We start from the raw sequence: 16,675 nt of genomic DNA, 5'->3' as shown, positions 1-16,675 counted from the left end.
AGGTTTTCATGGGTACACTATTCGGAGGAGCATTCCTCGTTGTCATCGTTATCCTGGCGGTTTCGATCTTTCTGCATTTTGTTCCGCTCGGGCTGTGGGTCTCGGCGATCTCGGCAAATGTCTCGGTCGGCATTGTCTCGCTGGTCGGGATGCGCCTGCGCCGCGTTCCGCCGAGCCGCATTGTTCTGCCGCTCATCAAGGCGAATAAGGCAGGGCTGGATGTGAGCGTCAACCAGCTCGAGGCACACTATCTCGCAGGCGGTAATGTGGACAAGGTGGTGGATGCGCTGATCGCGTCGCATCGCGCGCAGATCGCCCTCCCATTCGAGCGCGCAGCGGCAATTGACCTCGCGGGGCGCGATGTGCTCGACGCGGTGCAGATGAGTGTCAATCCAAAGGTCATCGAGACGCCGATTGTCTCCGCTGTGGCAGCGAACGGCATCGAGCTGAAAATCAAGGCGCGCGTTACGGTGCGTGCGAACATCGATCGCCTCGTTGGCGGTGCAGGGGAACCGACGATCATTGCACGTGTTGGCGAAGGCATCGTGACGACGGTCGGCTCCTCGCAGAGTCACAATGACGTGCTTGCCAATCCGGACGACATCTCGAAGACTGTGCTTGGCAAAGGCCTCGACGCAGGAACGGCATTTGAGATTCTTTCCATTGATATTGCCGATGTCGATGTCGGGCGGAACATCGGTGCAGAGCTGCAGACCGATCAGGCGGAGGCGGATAAGCGCATCGCACAGGCAAAGGCGGAGGAACGCCGCGCGATGGCAGTTGCTCGTGAGCAGGAGATGAAGGCGTACACGCAGGAGATGGAGGCCAAGGTGGTCGAGGCGCAGGCAGAGGTGCCGCACGCTATGGCACAGGCGCTGCGCGAGGGCAAGCTCGGTGTCATGGACTATTATCAGCTGAACAACATCCAGTCGGATACGGATATGCGCCATGCGATCAGCGCATCGGGGAAGCAGGATGACAAGCATCCGTCTGTCCCCGTAAAGTGAGGAATGCACCATGGAATTTCTCGTCGTAGTCGGTATCCTGATCGCGATCAGCGTGCTCGATGACCGTGTGCGCGGAAAGAAAAAAGTTCCGCCGCCGACCGTGCCGCAGGAGATTCCCCGTCAGAGGCGCGGGGGACAGAAAGGCGGTGCGTTCGAGATCCCGCCGATGCGCGGCATCCCCAGCCGCATCGAGATCGGAACCGTCGATCCGACGGAGGCGGAGCGCGCCCTGCGCGAAAAGTGGGAGACGGAGCGCAGAGCCACCGAGAAAGCGGCGGCGGCCCACCAGCATGCGGAGAAGCAACGCGCCGCGCAGGAACGGCGCACTGAGATACTGTCTGCTGCAGCATCTCCTGCGATGCAAGGGCTGCCGCAGTGGACGCCGCAGACGATGCAGCAGGCGGTCGTGATGGCGGAGATCTTGGGGAAGCCACGCGCTCTGCGCCGCTTTCCGCAGCGATAGCAAAGAAAAACGAGGATTGCCACATCGGCAATCCTCGTTTTTTTGTGATTCTCTTATTTGATCTTATTCAGCTGATCTGCCATGTCTGCCGCACTGCGGTCACCCTCCACCGCTGTGATGATGGGCTGTGCGCCGAGCATGACCGTGGAGCCGTCCGCGTACGCATCCGCAGCGGCGTGCCCATTCTTATAGGCTGCCGCAAGGTTGCCCATAACGAAGTAGGCGCGCTCCGCCGAGGTCATACCATTGGCAGGGGCGGGCGTCATGAACTCCTTTTTGTTGATATAGACGGTGCCGTTGTTCACTGTGACCTTGCCGCCGCTCATCTCAGTCAGCTTCTTGGCGTAGTTGTCACGGCGCGAGGCATTCGACGGATGATCGGCGGCACCGGACATGATGGAGACAACATTGGCGGAGTTGTTGCCGTCCATATCGATGACACGCTGCCATACCGCTGCCGTTGCTCCTGGGTTGTACGGAGAGCGCGAGATGTAGTCAAAGGCGAGGTTATCTGCCTCCCACTCCATCGGCTTGGTGAGTCCCTGTCCGCTCCATATATTGGCGGCGATTGCACCGAGCACCGTACCCGTCGCACTCGCAAGAATCGCAGGCCCAAGCGAACGCTTCATGCCCCTTGCAGGGTGATCCTTCTGCCCGTGCCCCATCTCATGGGCGAGGACGACGGCGATCTCGTCCTCGTTATTGAGGTAGTTGTAAAGCCCCGTATTGACGCTCATATTATGTCCGAGCGTACAGAATGCGTTGAAGCTGTCCTCATTGTTGATGAAATAGAGGTATGGACGGTCGTAGATGGTCGCGTCCTGCGAACCGATCGCTGCCGTCAGATTGGTGAAGATGCGGTCGAGCTGATTGTTGAGCGCGTAGTCGTCATTGACCCCGTACTTTTCGCGCAGCTGATTGTTCAGCGCCTGACGACCTTCCTCGGTTGTGTTGTAGTACTTAATCTCCTTGTTCATCTCAGCGGACGCTGCAATACCGCCGACGATCGCACCGATGATGTTGCCCGTGCTTGCCTCGGCCACGGCTGGGGTACTGAGGGTAATGCCACCCGCCATGGAGATGGAGAGAGCAAGTGCGACACCACTTCGCATCAATTTTTTCTTATTCATAATTCCTCCTAACATATGAACCGATGAACATATTATATCGGATGAAAATATTTCTGTCCAGTACAGAGGGAAAGAAGCGTGTCGCTGTAAGTGCGGAGCAGGTTTTAGGAGAGTAGGACTTTTTTCTTCTGCGTGTGCAGAGGGGGCGCTATTCTTGACACCATCCACAAAAAACATTAGAATATATAAGAATATGCGCTTATTTATGAACGAGGAGGTGGCCGTTATCTTTACGGAAATACTCATGATAATTATCGCCATTGGCGTTGGCGCTGCAGCCGGCTATACGGCACGCAAGCGTGCGGCAGAGGCACAGATAGGATCAGCCGAAAGTGAAGCAAAACGCATTGTCGACGAGGCCGGGAAGGCGGCGGAGACGAAGCGGAAGGAAGCACTGCTCGAGGCCAAGGAGGAGATCCAGCGGCAGCGGCAGGACTTTGAGCGTGACACGAAGGAACGCCGCAGTGAACTGCAGCGCATGGAGCGTCGTACGATCCAGAAGGAGGAGAATCTCGACCGCAAGCTGGAATCCATCGAGAAAAAGGAGGAAGGTCTCGCACGTAAGGAAGCACGCATCGACAAGACGCAGGCAGAGGTCAGCGCGCTCTATGAGAGTCAGCGGCAGGAGCTCGAGCGCATCTCTGGGCTCTCCTCCGAGGAGGCACGCACCGTGCTCATGGCAGAGGCAGAGGAAGAGCTGAAGCATGAAAAGGCACGCAAGATCAAGGAATATGTCCAGCAGACGAAGGACGAGGCGGACAAGGCAGCACGTGAGATCCTGAGCGTCGCCATCCAGCGCTGTGCTGCCGATCACGTAGCGGAGACGACGGTCTCGGTCGTTGCTCTGCCGAACGATGAGATGAAGGGGCGCATCATCGGGCGCGAGGGGCGCAACATCCGCACATTGGAGACGCTGACGGGCATCGACCTCATCATCGACGATACGCCCGAGGCGGTCATTCTTTCGGGCTTTGATCCCGTACGCCGTGAGGTGGCGCGTATTGCGCTCGAAAAGCTGATTCAGGACGGTCGTATCCATCCCGCACGCATCGAAGAGATGATCGAGAAGGCGCGCCGTGAGGTCGACCAGCGCATCAAGGAAGCAGGGGAGCAGGCGACGTTCGAGACGGGCGTGCACGGCATCCATCCCGAGCTGGTGCGTCTGTTGGGGCGGATGCGCTATCGCACGAGCTACGGACAGAACGTGCTGGCGCACTCCATCGAGGTCGCGCATCTCGCGGGGCTGATGGCGGCGGAGCTGGACTGCGATGTCATGCTCGCCAAGCGCGGCGGCCTCCTCCACGACATCGGCAAGGCAGTCAGCCATGAGATCGAGGGCCCGCATGTCACAGTGGGCGCCGAACTCGCACGCAAGTACCGTGAGTCGAAGGAGGTCATCAATATCATTGCTTCACATCACGGTGATGAGGAGGCGACAACGGTGGAGGCCGTGCTCGTCGCGGCGGCGGATGCTGTCTCTGCAGCACGTCCCGGCGCACGGCGAGAGAGCCTTGAGTCCTATATCAAGCGACTGAAGGCGCTCGAGGAGATCGCGGAGTCATTTGACGGCGTAGAGCGCTGCTTTGCCATTCAGGCGGGGCGTGAGATCCGCGTGATGGTAAAGCCGGACAAGGTGGATGATGCGGGAGCGGCAGTTCTCGTTCATGATATTGTAAAGAAGATCGAGGGCGATCTCGAGTATCCGGGGCAGATCAAGGCAACGGTGATCCGTGAGACGCGCGTTGTCGATTATGCGAAGTGAGGCAAGAAACATATAAATAGGGGACATCTGCCCTTTATTTATGGGAAATATGGAGGATGGACAATATCCGCGGTGAAAAAGCGGAACTGCCCGACGTTCAACAAGGAGTGCATCATGCAGCAGCTGACCTATATTGTTTCCGGGACTGCCGATGCGCAGCGCAAGGCGGAACAGGCAAAGGAAAAACTGGATCGGATTCCGCATGTGGAGTCTCTGCTCATTACGATTGCCGCCCCCTGTGATATGCCGGCTGAGAAGGCAGGGAGCATGGTGAATGCTGTGCGGGAGCTGTTCCCGCATGCGCGGATCCTGGCGCATACCTGTGCCCTCAAGATGGCGGATCTGTGCCTTGATACGGAAGGGGCCATGCTGACCTTTACGGCGTTTGAGTCATCGCGGGTGGAATTTGTCACGGTCAAAGGAAATACGCCGATATCAGAGGCAAAGGATCGTATTGCCCGCTTTATCGGCACACGTCCGCATACCAAGGCAGTCGAAATCCTTGTGGTCGGCCTTATGGATCAGCTCGGTGCACTGCTTGAGGAGGGCACTGCGATGGACGAACGCATCGCAGTGTTTGGAGCCTTTGTTGATTCGCCGCCTATGGGAGTGCACGGCTATCTGATTGCGGACGATGCGGAGCTGCGGCTTGGAATGGCCGCCATTGTGTTCCACGGCGAGACGCTGGATGCGCATGCAGTACGCAACTTCGGCTGGAATGAACTCGGCCGTGAGATTGTTGCGACACGTGTAGACGGCTGCACGGTCAAGGAGTTGGACGGCGGCATACCGCTGCATATCTATGAGCGCTATTTCGGCATCAAGGGGAATGGCGACTTCAGTTCGGATGCGGCACTCTTCCCGCTCTGCTTCGAGGAGGAGGATGGCTCGGTCTCCGCGCGTGTCCCTCTTAAGATAGAGGAGGGATCGGGAGAACTCACCTTCGGCCTGCCCATGCAGGCGGGGACGAAGTTTCGCCTTGCTTACGGCGACCCCTACGGCATTCTCACGAAGGCGGCGGAAAACGCACGTGATATGTCTGCGTTCTCACCGCAGGCAATTTTCGGTGTGGCGTGCATCGGGCACTATCTCCTGCTTGGCGAAGATGTCGTGACGGAAATGTCCCCCTGCGCTGGGCTCCCATCGTCGACTGTATTTGTATTCGGGGAGGTTCGGCGCGTTGGGCGACGCATTGTTCCGGCAAATTTGAATGTCCTGCTCGTAGGCATGAAGGAGAAATCCAATTACGTCAAGGCCGCAAAGCTGGAGCCAAAGCGCGTGGCACCGCTGTCCTACGATCGGAAAATGCTTGCATTCATGTCGCACTTCATCCGTGTTTCGGAGGAGGAGCTGCATACGGTGAATCAGCAGCTCACGCAGCTCGCCATTCGCGACACGCTGACGAATCTGCTGAACCGCCGCGAGATGGAGCGCCTCCTGAAGGAGGCGGTGTCAGTCTCACAGACGCAAAAGACACCACTCTCGGTCATCCTTATGGACATCGACAACTTCAAGGGCGTCAACGATACCTATGGACATGATATGGGGGACAAGGTACTTCTTACGGTGTCGGATGCAATCTCCCACACGATCCGTGGCTCAGATGCGGGCTGCCGCTGGGGTGGGGACGAGTTCTTCATTATTCTTCAGGGGGCGCCGCTCGCAGTTGCGGGCAGAGTCGGGGAGCGTATTCGCCGCAGGGTGGAGGAGGCGAAAATGCCGTTTCACCACAATGTCACGATCAGTGTCGGCGTAGCTGCCTTTGATCCGGAGCAGGATAATGAGCTCCAGCTATTCAAGAATGCTGACGAAGCACTTTATCAGGCGAAGAAGGCAGGACGCAATGTGGTATATGCGCTCGGCTTTGGGCGTGTGAGCAGTGAGGAATAGTCGGTCATGGAAAGGGGGGCGCAACATGTGGGATTCTTTTCGCAGTATGTTTTTAGGGCAAAGATCGGTTCGAACGTCTCGTGAACAGGCACGTCCGGGTGTGCAGCTGCTCGCTTCCGTGCTCGTCTGCTTTCCTGAGATTGCGGCGGTTTCCTACGATCCATGCGAGGGAATGCTGACGATGGTTTTTTTCGCTCGCGCACAGCTGTCACCCGCAGAGGCGGAGGCGTTTACCGCGTTTCTTGGTGAGAGCATTGAGAGCTTTCATGCGATCGAGGGGAGTGTTGTGACGGCGATGGACTTCTCCTATGAGCGGCATGATGGGCTCATGATGCTGCATCTCGCACGGCGGATGGATGAGGTGACGGAGCGGGAGATTGGGCTTACGGTACAGCTTCTGACCGATCGCTTCGGCGATGCGCTGCTCGTGGACGTACATGGGGCGGACCTGCCCGATGCGGAATTCCGACAGATGCAGCATGAGACACTCGATCGCATGCTGACCGCCGTACGCGAGATGCCGCTGCACGATCGTCTCGTTGGGATTCGGGAGCGCGACCAGGTTGTGGTTTATAACCGCTGATGGAGTAAGAGAGGAGGGGACGCCGTGCGCATATTGATCGTCGGTGATGTCGTCGGACACGCGGGACGGCGTGCCTTTCGTGCTCTTACGCCGCGTCTGCGCGCGGAGCGTGGCATTGATGTCGTCATCGTCAATGGAGAGAATTCGGCTGGCGGCAAGGGCTATACGCGCAAGGCGCTCGATGAGCTCTATGCAGGCGGAGCCGATATTGTCACCTCGGGCAATCACGTCTGGGATAAAAAGGAGGTTTTCTCCTTCGTGGATGATGAGCCGTTTCTCATTCGTCCTGCCAACTATCCTGAGGGGGCGCCAGGAAAAGGATTCTGCGTCTTTCCCGCCAAGACGGCGAGCATCGGCGTGATGAATCTCTCGGGGCGGTCGTTTATGCCGCCGATGGACTGTCCCTTCCAGAAGGCAGATGAGATTCTTGCCGTGCTGGAGGGTCAGGCGGATCTCATCGTACTGGATTTTCACGCGGAGACCACGTCGGAGAAACTCGCGATGGCACATTATCTGGACGGCCGTGCGGACATCGTTGTCGGCACGCATACACATGTCCAGACAGCAGATGCGCGTATCCTGCCGGGCGGGACGGCGTACATCACCGATCTCGGCATGGTCGGGGCACAGAATTCGGTGCTCGGCGTGCGCACGGATCTCGTCATTCAGAAGTTCCGTACGGGGATGCCTGTGCGGTTTGATATGGCAGAAGGTCCTGCGGAATACGCGGCGGTCATCGTGGATATTGATCCCGCGGGGCAGCGCCCTGCAACGATTGAACCGCTTTTGCTGCGCGAAGCGGAATAGGGAGTCAAGGAGAAGATATATGCCAAGCGATTTGCATATCCATACGACCTTCTCCGACGGCAGGAATACGCCGGAGGAGATCATGGAAGCGGCAAAGGCTGCGGGGCTGCGCTACATCTCCATTACGGATCACGACTCGGTTGAGGGCGTGACGGAGCTGTATGAGAGCGGACACATTTCCTCCGGCAGCCTGCGGGTGATCCCCGGGGTGGGATTCAGCACGGGCGATGGCGGGCACGACGTCCATATCCTAGGCTACAACATCGACATCTACGATGCGGGGCTGCAGGAAAAACTCGAGGAGATCAGCGAGGCACGGTGGACGCGCTTCACGAAGATCGTGGAGCTCCTGCGCGGCCTCGGTTATGAGATTGGTGAGACTGAGGTGCTGACGGACGAGGGAATGTGCAAGGCAATCGGTCGCTCTCACGTTGCACGTGTGCTGGTGAAAAAAGGTTACTTCGACTCCGTCCGCGCTTGCTTCGACCAGCTGCTGAAGCGTGGGCAGCCTGCCTATGTGCCGCATTTCCGCGTCTCTGCCGAAGAGCTCATCAGCCTCATCCGCGGGGCGGGCGGGATCCCCGTCCTCGCAAATCCCAAGTCTGTCGGCGATGAGACGATCATCATGACGCTCGTCGGGCAGGGACTTCAGGGGGTTGAGGCATTTTATCCCACCTACGACAGGCAGGATACGCAGCACTACCTGGATGTGGCGCAGAAGTATGGACTTCTCGTATCGGGCGGCTCGGATTACCGTGGCTTTCCCGGACGCGGAACAGAGAAGATCGGGCAGTTCACGATCGAGGATGTCTATGCGGAAAATTTTTATCGCCCGCCGCAGCATACGTGAGGATACCGTGAAAAGAGGAGGGACACAATGGACGTAATTGCCCTTGTCGGCCCGAGCGGAACGGGAAAAAGTCACCGCGCACTGTGGGTCGCCCGAAAAAATGGCGCAGATGCCATCATTGATGACGGCATCCTCATCAAAGATGGGAAAGTGGTCGGCGGCACATCAGCAAAGAAGGAAAAGAACCGCATCATGGCGGTACGGCGTGCGATTTTCGTCCTTCCGGGACATGCCGCCGAGGTACGGCGCGCGATTGAAGAGTGTGCGCCGCGCCGCATCCTGATCCTCGGCACCTCGGAGAATATGGTGCAGAAGATCGCGAAGGCACTTGGCATCGGCCCAGTCGGAAAGATCATCCGCATTGAGGATGTTGCCTCCAAGAAGGATATGGAGATTGCCCAGTATCACCGCCTGAAGCGTGGCGAGCACATCATTCCCGTACCGAGCATTGAGCTAAAGCCGCATTTCTCGGGCTATCTCATTGACCCGATCAAGAGCTTTTTCAAGACCTCCTCGTCGAAGCGCCGCAAGCTCGGGGAGCGCTCCATCGTACGCCCTGTATTCAGCTACTATGGAAAACTCATCATCGACGACTCAGTTATCAAGAACATCGTGCGCATTGCCGCCGAGAAGTTCGAGAACGTATACCGTGTCGGTGGGACGCGCGTCCGCCACATCGTGAACGGGGACGACGATCTCGGCATCACGGTCTCATTGGAGGTTGTCTTCGCCTATGGACATGCGATCAAGGAGACCATGGTCGCCTTGCGCCATCGTCTGCAGACGGAGATCGAGCGCATGACGGGGATGGTCGTTCACGAGGTCGATATCCTGGTCAAGAGCCTCTATGTCGACGCGCAGCCCTCTCTGCGTGCCGAAGGATAACGCGGTGACGAAAAGCCTTATCATTTTTTAAGAAAAAAAGGCAGAATCAAAAGGATTTTTTATGGGGACGTAGAACTAAATATATATCTATTACGTATGTCGATTTTTGTGTGCGTAAAAATATCGAGGAAAGGAATGTGACGTTTCATGCTGGAGCAGGTGGTCAATACCTCGGTGATAGATGTCAGCAGCCGTGCCATGGCAGCATCGACACTTCGCCATGAGGTGCTCAGCAACAACATCGCCAACGTGAATACACCGAACTTCAAGCGGAGTCATGTCCGCTTTGAGGATCTGCTGAAGAAGGAATTGGGGCTGGAGGACGATCCGCTGATGCCGGTCGTGCGTACGCATGACCGCCACCTTCCGCTGGCGTATCGCGGAAAGGCACACGGTGTCATCGAGCAGGAGAATACGACCAATATGCGCCTGGATGGCAACAATGTCGACATTGACGTTGAGATGGCAGAGGTCGCAAAGAACCAACTTTATTACAATGTACTTGCCAATCAGCTGGGGGGACACATCAGTAGGATGAAGAGTGTCATCACCAGTGGTCAGGTCTGATCGGAGGGCATGATATGGGAATGTTTTTGGGAATTGATACGGCGGCCTCCGGGCTTACAGCGGAACGCCTTCGCATGGACGTGATCTCCAACAATATCGCGAATGCGAATACGACGCGGACGCAGGGCGGGGGTGCCTATCACCGCCGCTATGTCGTGTTTCAGCCGCGTGAGAAGGGACATGGCATCGGCTTTGAGTCCTTCCTGGCACGTGCGTCGAACCGCATGCGCCCCGGTGACGGCGTACGTGCTGTCGGCATTCGCGCAGACAACACGCAGGGACCTCTGGTCTATGAGCCAGGGCATCCGGATGCAAACGCAGACGGCTACGTGGAGCGCCCAAACGTCAACATCGTCGCTGAGATGGTCGACATGATCTCGGCGTCGCGCGGCTACGAGGCGAATACGACGACGATCAATGCAGCGAAGTCCATGGTCAATGCGGCACTCCGCATCGGCGGCGGAAACTGATGCACACATTGTAAGGGGGATCCATTATGGAAGTACAAGCACTGCAAATGACTCCTGTAACGATGCGTGCACCCAGCCATTTGGGCGAGACCATCGACAAATCCCAACGCAAAGATTTCGGCACCTACCTAAAAGATGCCCTCTCCGAAGTCAATCATCTTCAGCTTGCATCAGAGGAGCAGACGAAGCTGCTCGCTGCGGGTGAGGTGGAAGATGTTTCTCAGGTTATCGTGGCAGGGCAGAAGGCTGAAATTGCCCTGCAGCTTACCTTGCAGATGCGCAATCGTGCCGTTTCTGCCTATCAGGAAATCATGCGGATGCAGGTATAACTGAAACTGCCGTTCTGTTTGCACCCTCGCGGGGAAGCACAACCGCGGTGACTTGAAGGGAAAGAGATTATGGGAGAGTGGAAAGAGCGCAGCCTTGCCTTGTGGAAACGCTTTGACAAGCGGCAGCGCTACATCATGCTCGGCTCGGCACTCGCAATTCTCGTACTGGTCTTCGGCCTTAGTTTCTGGTACGGCAGCAAGCCCGATATGGTTCCGCTGTTTACCGACATGGAGACCAAAGATGCGGGCGAGGTCGCGAATCAGCTGCGTGAATCGAAGATCAGCTACGAAATACAGGAGAATAAGTCGGGCACGACGATTCTCGTTCCGACGGCGAATGTGCATGAGGCTCGCCTCAACCTTGCCGTGCAGGGACTTCCGCACGGGAACAAGGGCTTTGAGATCTTCGACGACAGCAAACTCGGCGTGACCGAGTTCCAGAACCGTGTCAACTATCTGCAGGCACTGCAGGGCGAGCTGACGCGTACCATCGAGCAGATCGAGGCAGTCGATAAGGCACGTGTTCACATCGTGCTGCCCGAGGACAGCCTTTACAAAAAAGAGGAGAAGCCGGCGACGGCTTCCATTATGCTGCGCTTGAAGCCGCATGCAGAGCTGACGAAAAAGGAAATTAAAGGTATTGTCAATCTCGCAGCACACAGCATCAAGGGGCTGACGCCGGAGAACATCACCATCGTCGACGATACGGGCAAGATCCTGAATGATCCAGACGATCAGGATGAGAAGGGGCTTGGCGCAAAGACCATCACCCAGCTTGAGATGACGCGCAAGGTGCAGGACAACATCGAGAAAAAGGTGCAGACCCTGCTCGATCAGACGCTCGGGGAAGGGCGTGCATTTGCCCGCGTCAGTGTGGAGCTGGATTTTGACGACCGCTTGACAGATCGTCAGACCTTTACCCCTGTGGTAGATGATGCAGGCATCATCCGCAGCCAGCAGGACATCTCCGAGAGCTACAACGGCAGTTCGACGAATCCCGGCGGCCCTGCGGGCGTCCAGAGTAACGTCCCGGGCTATGTTGAGCAGGAGTCAAACGCGAACGCTGCCTACGAGAAAAAAGAATCCACGAAGAACTATGAGATCAACGAGGAACGTCAGCATGTAATCGCCTCCCCGGGCTCGATCCGCCGTATGACGGTTGCTGTGCTTGTCAATGACGACGTGACGCAGCCGCAGCAGGAGAGCATCCTGCGCACGGTGAGCAGCGCGGCAGGCATCAATCAGACGCGCGGCGATACGATCTCCGTTGAGCCGCTGCCGTTCAGCACGGAGGCGGCAGACCGCCGTGCGGCAGAGCTGCAGGCAGAGAAGGATCGTCAGGACCGCATCTTCTACATGCAGGTTGGCGCCGTTCTTCTCATCATTGCACTCATCGTTGCCGCGATTCTCATGTATCGCCGCAAGAAGCGTCTCGAGCGCGAGGCTGCCGAGGAGGCAAAGCGTCTCGAAGAAGAGCGCCTTGCCGAGGAGCGTGCCGCCGCAATCGCTGCCGGCGAGGTCGAGGAAGAGGATCTCTCTGAGGAGGAGCAGCAGCAGATGAACGAGAAACTCGCGCTTCTTGCGCTCATCGACAGCAAGCCTGAGGAGGTTGCGCTCCTAGTCAAGACTTGGCTTACGGAGGAGGAGTAACCATGCCGGATCTATATGGCAGCGGTGATCTGACCAACCAGCAGAAGGCGGCGATCCTCTTTATCGCCATTGGTCCTGAGTACTCCGCAAAGCTGTTTCAGCACATGGATGACGACGAGATCGAGCAGCTGACGCTTGAGATCGCCAACCAGAAGCAGGTCTCGTCCGCTCTCAAGGCGGAGGTCATCTCGGAGTTTTATTCCATGTGCATGGCACAGGACTACATCTCCTCGGGTGGTTTGCAGTATGCACAGAACGTCCTGGAAAAGGCCCTCGGTCCGGACAAGGCGCTCGAGATCATCAACCGTCTCACGACGAGTCTGCAGGTGCGTCCGTTCGACTTCCTGCGCAAGACCGACCCAGCACAGCTTATCAACTTTATCCAGAACGAGCATCCCCAGACCATCGCCCTTATCATGGCGTATCTGGAGCCAGATCAGGCAGCAGTTGTTCTCGGAGCATTGCCTCCGGAGTCTCAGGTCGAGGTCACGAAGCGTATCGCGACCATGGATCGCACCTCGCCGGACTCCATCCGCGAGGTCGAGCGTGTGCTGGAACGGAAGCTGTCGTCCATGGTAACACAGGACTTTACATCGGCAGGTGGCATCAAGGCGATTGTCGAGGTGCTCAACCGCGTCGACCGTACGACGGAGAAGGCGATTGTCGAAACCCTCGAGGTCGACAGCCCCGAGCTTGCCGAAGAGATCAAAAAGCTCATGTTCGTGTTCGAGGACATCGTCCAGATCGACGACCGCTCCCTGCAGCTTGTCCTGCGTCAGGTCGAGACCAAGGATCTCTCCCTCGCGCTCAAGGCAACGCCGCAGGAAGTTGCAGAGAAAGTCTACAAGAATATGTCGACGCGTGCGGCAGATATGCTGCGCGAGGAGATCGAGTTCATGGGCCCGGTCAAGATTCGCGACGTGGAGGAGGCACAGCAGAAGGTTGTCGCCGTCATTCGCGTACTCGAGGACAAGGGCGAGATTGTGATTTCGCGCGGCAAGGGAGACGAGATGATTGTCTAGAGTTATCAAGGCCGCCATCTGGGAGGAGAACCCGCATCTCATCGACGTCCCCGCCCCCTCCGTTCCGCCGTCCGCAGATGGCATGGAGGATGGTGTCAGCGAGGAGACCGTCCAGTTCCTGCTCTCGCGCATCGAGGAGCGTGAACACGCAATTGATGTCCGCAGTAAAGAGCTGGACATGGAGATCGCCGTACGCCGCGGTGAAATCGAACAGGAGCGGGAGAAGCTTCTCAGCGAGGCGAAAGAGCAGATCGAAAAGGATCGTGAGGAGGCGCGTCAAGCGGGGCACGACGAAGGCTTTGCTGCTGGCAGAGAGGCGGGCGAGGCCGCCGTACGCGAGGAGATGGAGGATTTCATCCGCCAGACCAACGCGAAGGCGGAGAAGACCCTGCGCGATGCACACGACGCGATGCGTGACTACCTCATGCAGGCGGAGGAGGTCATCGTATCTATTGCGATGACTGCCGTGGAGCGCGTTCTTCCGCAGCATTTCATCGATGTGCCGCAGATGGTTCTGCCCATTGTGCGCGATGCCATCGAGCGCGTCAAGGATCAGAAAGAGATTGTCGTCCACGTTCCACCGGACAGCTATGACTTTGTGCTGATGGCACGCGATGAACTGCGTGGCATTGTGACAGCGGGGGACAGCAGTCTCTCGATTACATCCGATGAGAGCCTGAAGCCGGGCGACTGCCTTGTGGAGACGCCTAACGGCAGTGTCGATGCACGCCTGCAGACACAGATTGAACAGCTGAAGAAGGCGGTGCGGGAAGTTATGCTATGAATACAAGTGAGACGGGGGGCAATCCCCCATTTTCCATAAATATCCATAAGTTCCAGGATGCACTCCGCGCTGCTTCACCGATGAAGCTGACGGGTAAGGTGACGCAGATCATCGGGTTGGTCATCGAGTCGCAGGGGCCGACGGTGACGGTCGGTGAGCTCTGCTATGTGAGCTCTCACTTTGCAGGGATGCCGCCCGTGCCGGCGGAGGTCGTCGGATTTCGCGAGGGGAGCGTTCTCCTCATGCCGGTCGGCGAGATGCAGGGCATCGGCCCTGGCTGCGAGGTTGTCGCAACGGGGCGCCAGCTCCGCGTGAAGGTTGGTATGGAGCTGCTCGGCCGTGTGCTTGACGGACTCGGCAATCCAATCGACGGCAAGGGCCCCATCCTCGCCAAGGAGGAGTATCCCCTGCAGGCGCCGCCGCCGCCTCCGTTGACGCGGCCGCGCATCCATGACAACCTCTACGTCGGTGTGCGCGCGATCGACGGGCTCATCACGATGGGGGACGGACAGCGCATCGGCATCATGGCGGGCTCCGGCGTTGGCAAGTCCACGCTGCTCTCCATGATTGCACGCAATACAGAGGCGGACATCAGTGTCATCACGCTCGTCGGAGAGCGCGGACGTGAGGTGCGCGATTTCATCGAGCGCGATCTCGGCGAGGAGGGGCTGAAACGCTCCGTTGTCGTGGTTGCCACCTCTGACCAGCCGGCACTTGTCCGCATCAAGGGAGCTATGACGGGAACGGCGATTGCGGAGTACTTCCGCGATCAGGGGCGCAAGGTAGTGCTCATGATGGACTCCGTAACACGTTTTGCGATGGCGCAGCGTGAGGTCGGGCTCACCATCGGCGAGCCGCCTGCGACACGCGGCTATACCCCATCGGTTTTCGCCATGCTGCCGCGTCTCCTAGAGCGCGCGGGCACGAGCGAAAAGGGATCCATTACGGGCATCTATACCGTGCTGGTTGACGGCGACGATATGAATGAGCCGATCGCTGATGCGGTGCGTTCGATCCTAGACGGGCATATCGTGCTCTCGCGGCGGATCGCCGCGCAGAACCATTTTCCTGCCATCGACGTACTCAGCAGCGTCAGTCGTGTCATGTATGAGGTCGTTGCGAAGAATCATCTCGAGGCGGCGCAGGAAATGCGTCAACTCATGGCCGTCTATCAGGAAGCGGAGGATCTCATCCACATCGGTGCGTACGTCAAGGGCTCCAGCCCGAAGATCGACGCCGCAATCCAGAAGATCGACGGCATCAACGACTTCCTCTGTCAGGGCATCTACGAGGTGACTTCCTACGCGGAGACGGAGCAGCAGCTCATCGGTCTGACAGGGAAAGAAACGTCCGCAAATGAGGCGGCATCATGAAAAAATTTCGCTTTCAGCTCGAGACCTTGCTCAAGGTGACGCGCATGAAGAAGGAAGAGGCGGAGGTCGCCTTTGCCAAAGCCGTGCGAGCTCTGGAGGAGGAACGTGCCTATCAGCGGCAGCTGCTCGAGGAGATGGCACAGGGACAGCGTGACTACGAGAAGATCTCCAAGGAGGGCACGCACATCAAGATCGGTCGGCTCATGAGTTTTAACCAATTCTTTGGATGGAAACGGCAGCAGATCGAAGATCAGCAACAGGTGATCCTGCGGGCGAACGCCGTGCGCCAGAAAGCACTGAAAGTATTGATGGAGCAGATGAGCGCGCTCAAGAGCATTGAGAAACTAAGGGAAAAACGCCTTGCCGAGTACAAGGCGGAGGCACTGCGGGAAGAGCAGAAGATGCTTGATGAGATCGGCCTGCAGCTGACCATGCGCAATAGGGAATGGGAGGAAGCCGTATGATAGATCTTTCGGGCATTCAGCAGATTCAGGCGCGCATCGCCGAGATCGAGGGAGAATTCAACCTCAAACAGCAGAATCTCCCGGGGTTGGATTTCGCTTCAAAACTCCAGCAGGAGATCGATAAGAACACGGCTGCGGCGGCGTCCAAAGCACAGGCTGCGCAGCGTGTTGACGGGACAAAGCCCGTTGCATCACCGACGCACGCGGAGAAGGCAGGAAAGGCGGACCTGGCCAATCCCGACCTCACGCAGATGATTCATCAGGCGGCACAGAAGTACCACGTCGACCCAAAACTCGTTTCGGCCGTCGCCGAGGTCGAGTCGGGCGGACATCAGGATGCCGTCTCTCCTGCGGGCGCGGTCGGCGTCATGCAGCTCATGCCGGAGACTGCCGCCGGGCTTGGGGTTGACCCGTACAGTGCGGAGGGCAATGTTGAGGGCGGCGCGAAGTATCTGAGCGAGCTGATGAACACCTTCGGCGGCGATGTGAAAAAGGCGGTTGCTGCCTACAACGCAGGACCCAATGCGGTAAAGGCATACGGCGGCGTACCTCCCTATGCGGAGACGCAGGATTACGTGAATCGCGTTCTCGATATATACCGCTAATCGGATGAGATGGGCAGGATAAGGGGAAGAGAAA

The 16,675-nt window shown here is 57.8% G+C and carries 18 protein-coding genes; 17 read left to right on the top strand and 1 reads right to left on the bottom strand.

All coding sequences use genetic code 11. From position 1 onward, the window contains the following. Window positions 1–8: 8 nt before the first annotated feature. Both floA and ADJ74_RS01880 read left to right on the top strand, forming a co-directional pair. Complete coding sequence (floA, locus tag ADJ74_RS01885; protein WP_009753961.1) at window positions 9–1,007, top strand: flotillin-like protein FloA; 999 nt, start codon at window positions 9–11, stop codon at window positions 1,005–1,007. Window positions 1,008–1,017: 10 nt separating this feature from the next. Then, window positions 1,018–1,470: a hypothetical protein gene (locus ADJ74_RS01880; protein WP_050341480.1), complete on the top strand. Its 453-nt coding sequence runs from the start codon at window positions 1,018–1,020 to the stop codon at window positions 1,468–1,470. A gap of 53 nt (window positions 1,471–1,523) precedes the next feature. Here the strand turns inward: ADJ74_RS01880 and ADJ74_RS01875 are convergent, their stop codons facing one another. After that, window positions 1,524–2,600 carry a M48 family metalloprotease gene (locus ADJ74_RS01875; protein ID WP_050341478.1) on the bottom strand — a complete coding sequence of 359 codons (1,077 nt, stop codon included), beginning with the start codon at window positions 2,598–2,600 and terminating at the stop codon, window positions 1,524–1,526. Window positions 2,601–2,805: 205 nt separating this feature from the next. On the opposite strand from ADJ74_RS01875, the gene rny reads away from it, so the two are divergent. From rny to ADJ74_RS01800, 15 genes are all read left to right on the top strand, one after another. Beyond that, window positions 2,806–4,362, top strand: coding sequence for a ribonuclease Y (rny, locus tag ADJ74_RS01870; RefSeq protein WP_170950782.1), 1,557 nt, complete (start codon window positions 2,806–2,808; stop codon window positions 4,360–4,362). A gap of 114 nt (window positions 4,363–4,476) precedes the next feature. Beyond that, window positions 4,477–6,252, top strand: coding sequence for a diguanylate cyclase (locus ADJ74_RS01865; RefSeq protein WP_050344162.1), 1,776 nt, complete (start codon window positions 4,477–4,479; stop codon window positions 6,250–6,252). 25 nt (window positions 6,253–6,277) lie between these two features. Beyond that, complete coding sequence (locus tag ADJ74_RS01860; RefSeq protein WP_050341475.1) at window positions 6,278–6,835, top strand: hypothetical protein; 558 nt, start codon at window positions 6,278–6,280, stop codon at window positions 6,833–6,835. A gap of 24 nt (window positions 6,836–6,859) precedes the next feature. Beyond that, a complete protein-coding gene (locus ADJ74_RS01855) occupies window positions 6,860–7,642 on the top strand; it encodes a TIGR00282 family metallophosphoesterase (RefSeq protein ID WP_009753967.1) in 783 nt (260 codons plus the stop codon). 19 nt (window positions 7,643–7,661) lie between these two features. After that, window positions 7,662–8,492: a PHP domain-containing protein gene (locus ADJ74_RS01850; RefSeq protein WP_050341473.1), complete on the top strand. Its 831-nt coding sequence runs from the start codon at window positions 7,662–7,664 to the stop codon at window positions 8,490–8,492. Between the two features lie 27 nt (window positions 8,493–8,519). Next, window positions 8,520–9,377 carry an Asp23/Gls24 family envelope stress response protein gene (locus tag ADJ74_RS01845; protein WP_050341471.1) on the top strand — a complete coding sequence of 286 codons (858 nt, stop codon included), beginning with the start codon at window positions 8,520–8,522 and terminating at the stop codon, window positions 9,375–9,377. A 147-nt stretch (window positions 9,378–9,524) separates the two neighbouring features. Continuing rightward, on the top strand, window positions 9,525–9,944 hold the full coding sequence (flgB, locus tag ADJ74_RS01840) for a flagellar basal body rod protein FlgB (protein ID WP_050341469.1): 420 nt from the start codon (window positions 9,525–9,527) through the stop codon (window positions 9,942–9,944). 14 nt (window positions 9,945–9,958) lie between these two features. Then, window positions 9,959–10,414, top strand: coding sequence for a flagellar basal body rod protein FlgC (gene flgC / locus ADJ74_RS01835; RefSeq protein ID WP_050341467.1), 456 nt, complete (start codon window positions 9,959–9,961; stop codon window positions 10,412–10,414). Between the two features lie 26 nt (window positions 10,415–10,440). Then, window positions 10,441–10,743, top strand: a complete 303-nt coding sequence (gene fliE, locus ADJ74_RS01830) for a flagellar hook-basal body complex protein FliE (protein WP_009753972.1) — start codon at window positions 10,441–10,443, stop codon at window positions 10,741–10,743. A 69-nt stretch (window positions 10,744–10,812) separates the two neighbouring features. Next, on the top strand, window positions 10,813–12,393 hold the full coding sequence (gene fliF, locus ADJ74_RS01825; protein ID WP_009753973.1) for a flagellar basal-body MS-ring/collar protein FliF: 1,581 nt from the start codon (window positions 10,813–10,815) through the stop codon (window positions 12,391–12,393). Window positions 12,394–12,395: 2 nt separating this feature from the next. Beyond that, complete coding sequence (fliG, locus tag ADJ74_RS01820; protein ID WP_050341465.1) at window positions 12,396–13,415, top strand: flagellar motor switch protein FliG; 1,020 nt, start codon at window positions 12,396–12,398, stop codon at window positions 13,413–13,415. Continuing rightward, window positions 13,408–14,199, top strand: a complete 792-nt coding sequence (locus ADJ74_RS01815) for a FliH/SctL family protein (RefSeq protein WP_009753975.1) — start codon at window positions 13,408–13,410, stop codon at window positions 14,197–14,199. The genes fliG and ADJ74_RS01815 overlap by 8 nt, the downstream gene beginning before the upstream one ends. Next, window positions 14,196–15,572 carry a flagellar protein export ATPase FliI gene (fliI, locus tag ADJ74_RS01810; protein WP_009753976.1) on the top strand — a complete coding sequence of 459 codons (1,377 nt, stop codon included), beginning with the start codon at window positions 14,196–14,198 and terminating at the stop codon, window positions 15,570–15,572. Before ADJ74_RS01815 ends, fliI begins: the two co-directional genes overlap by 4 nt. Then, the gene (gene fliJ, locus ADJ74_RS01805) at window positions 15,569–16,036 is read left to right on the top strand and encodes a flagellar export protein FliJ (protein WP_009753977.1); all 468 of its coding nucleotides are present in this window, start codon (window positions 15,569–15,571) and stop codon (window positions 16,034–16,036) included. The genes fliI and fliJ overlap by 4 nt, the downstream gene beginning before the upstream one ends. Next, window positions 16,033–16,641 carry a lytic transglycosylase domain-containing protein gene (locus ADJ74_RS01800; protein ID WP_009753978.1) on the top strand — a complete coding sequence of 203 codons (609 nt, stop codon included), beginning with the start codon at window positions 16,033–16,035 and terminating at the stop codon, window positions 16,639–16,641. Before fliJ ends, ADJ74_RS01800 begins: the two co-directional genes overlap by 4 nt. Window positions 16,642–16,675 lie beyond the last annotated feature (34 nt).

This window comes from Selenomonas sp. oral taxon 478 (assembly GCF_001189555.1).
In the GTDB taxonomy this organism is placed as follows: Bacteria; Bacillota; Negativicutes; order Selenomonadales; family Selenomonadaceae; genus Centipeda; species Centipeda felix.
This window is presented reverse-complemented; position numbering and strand designations above follow the sequence as displayed.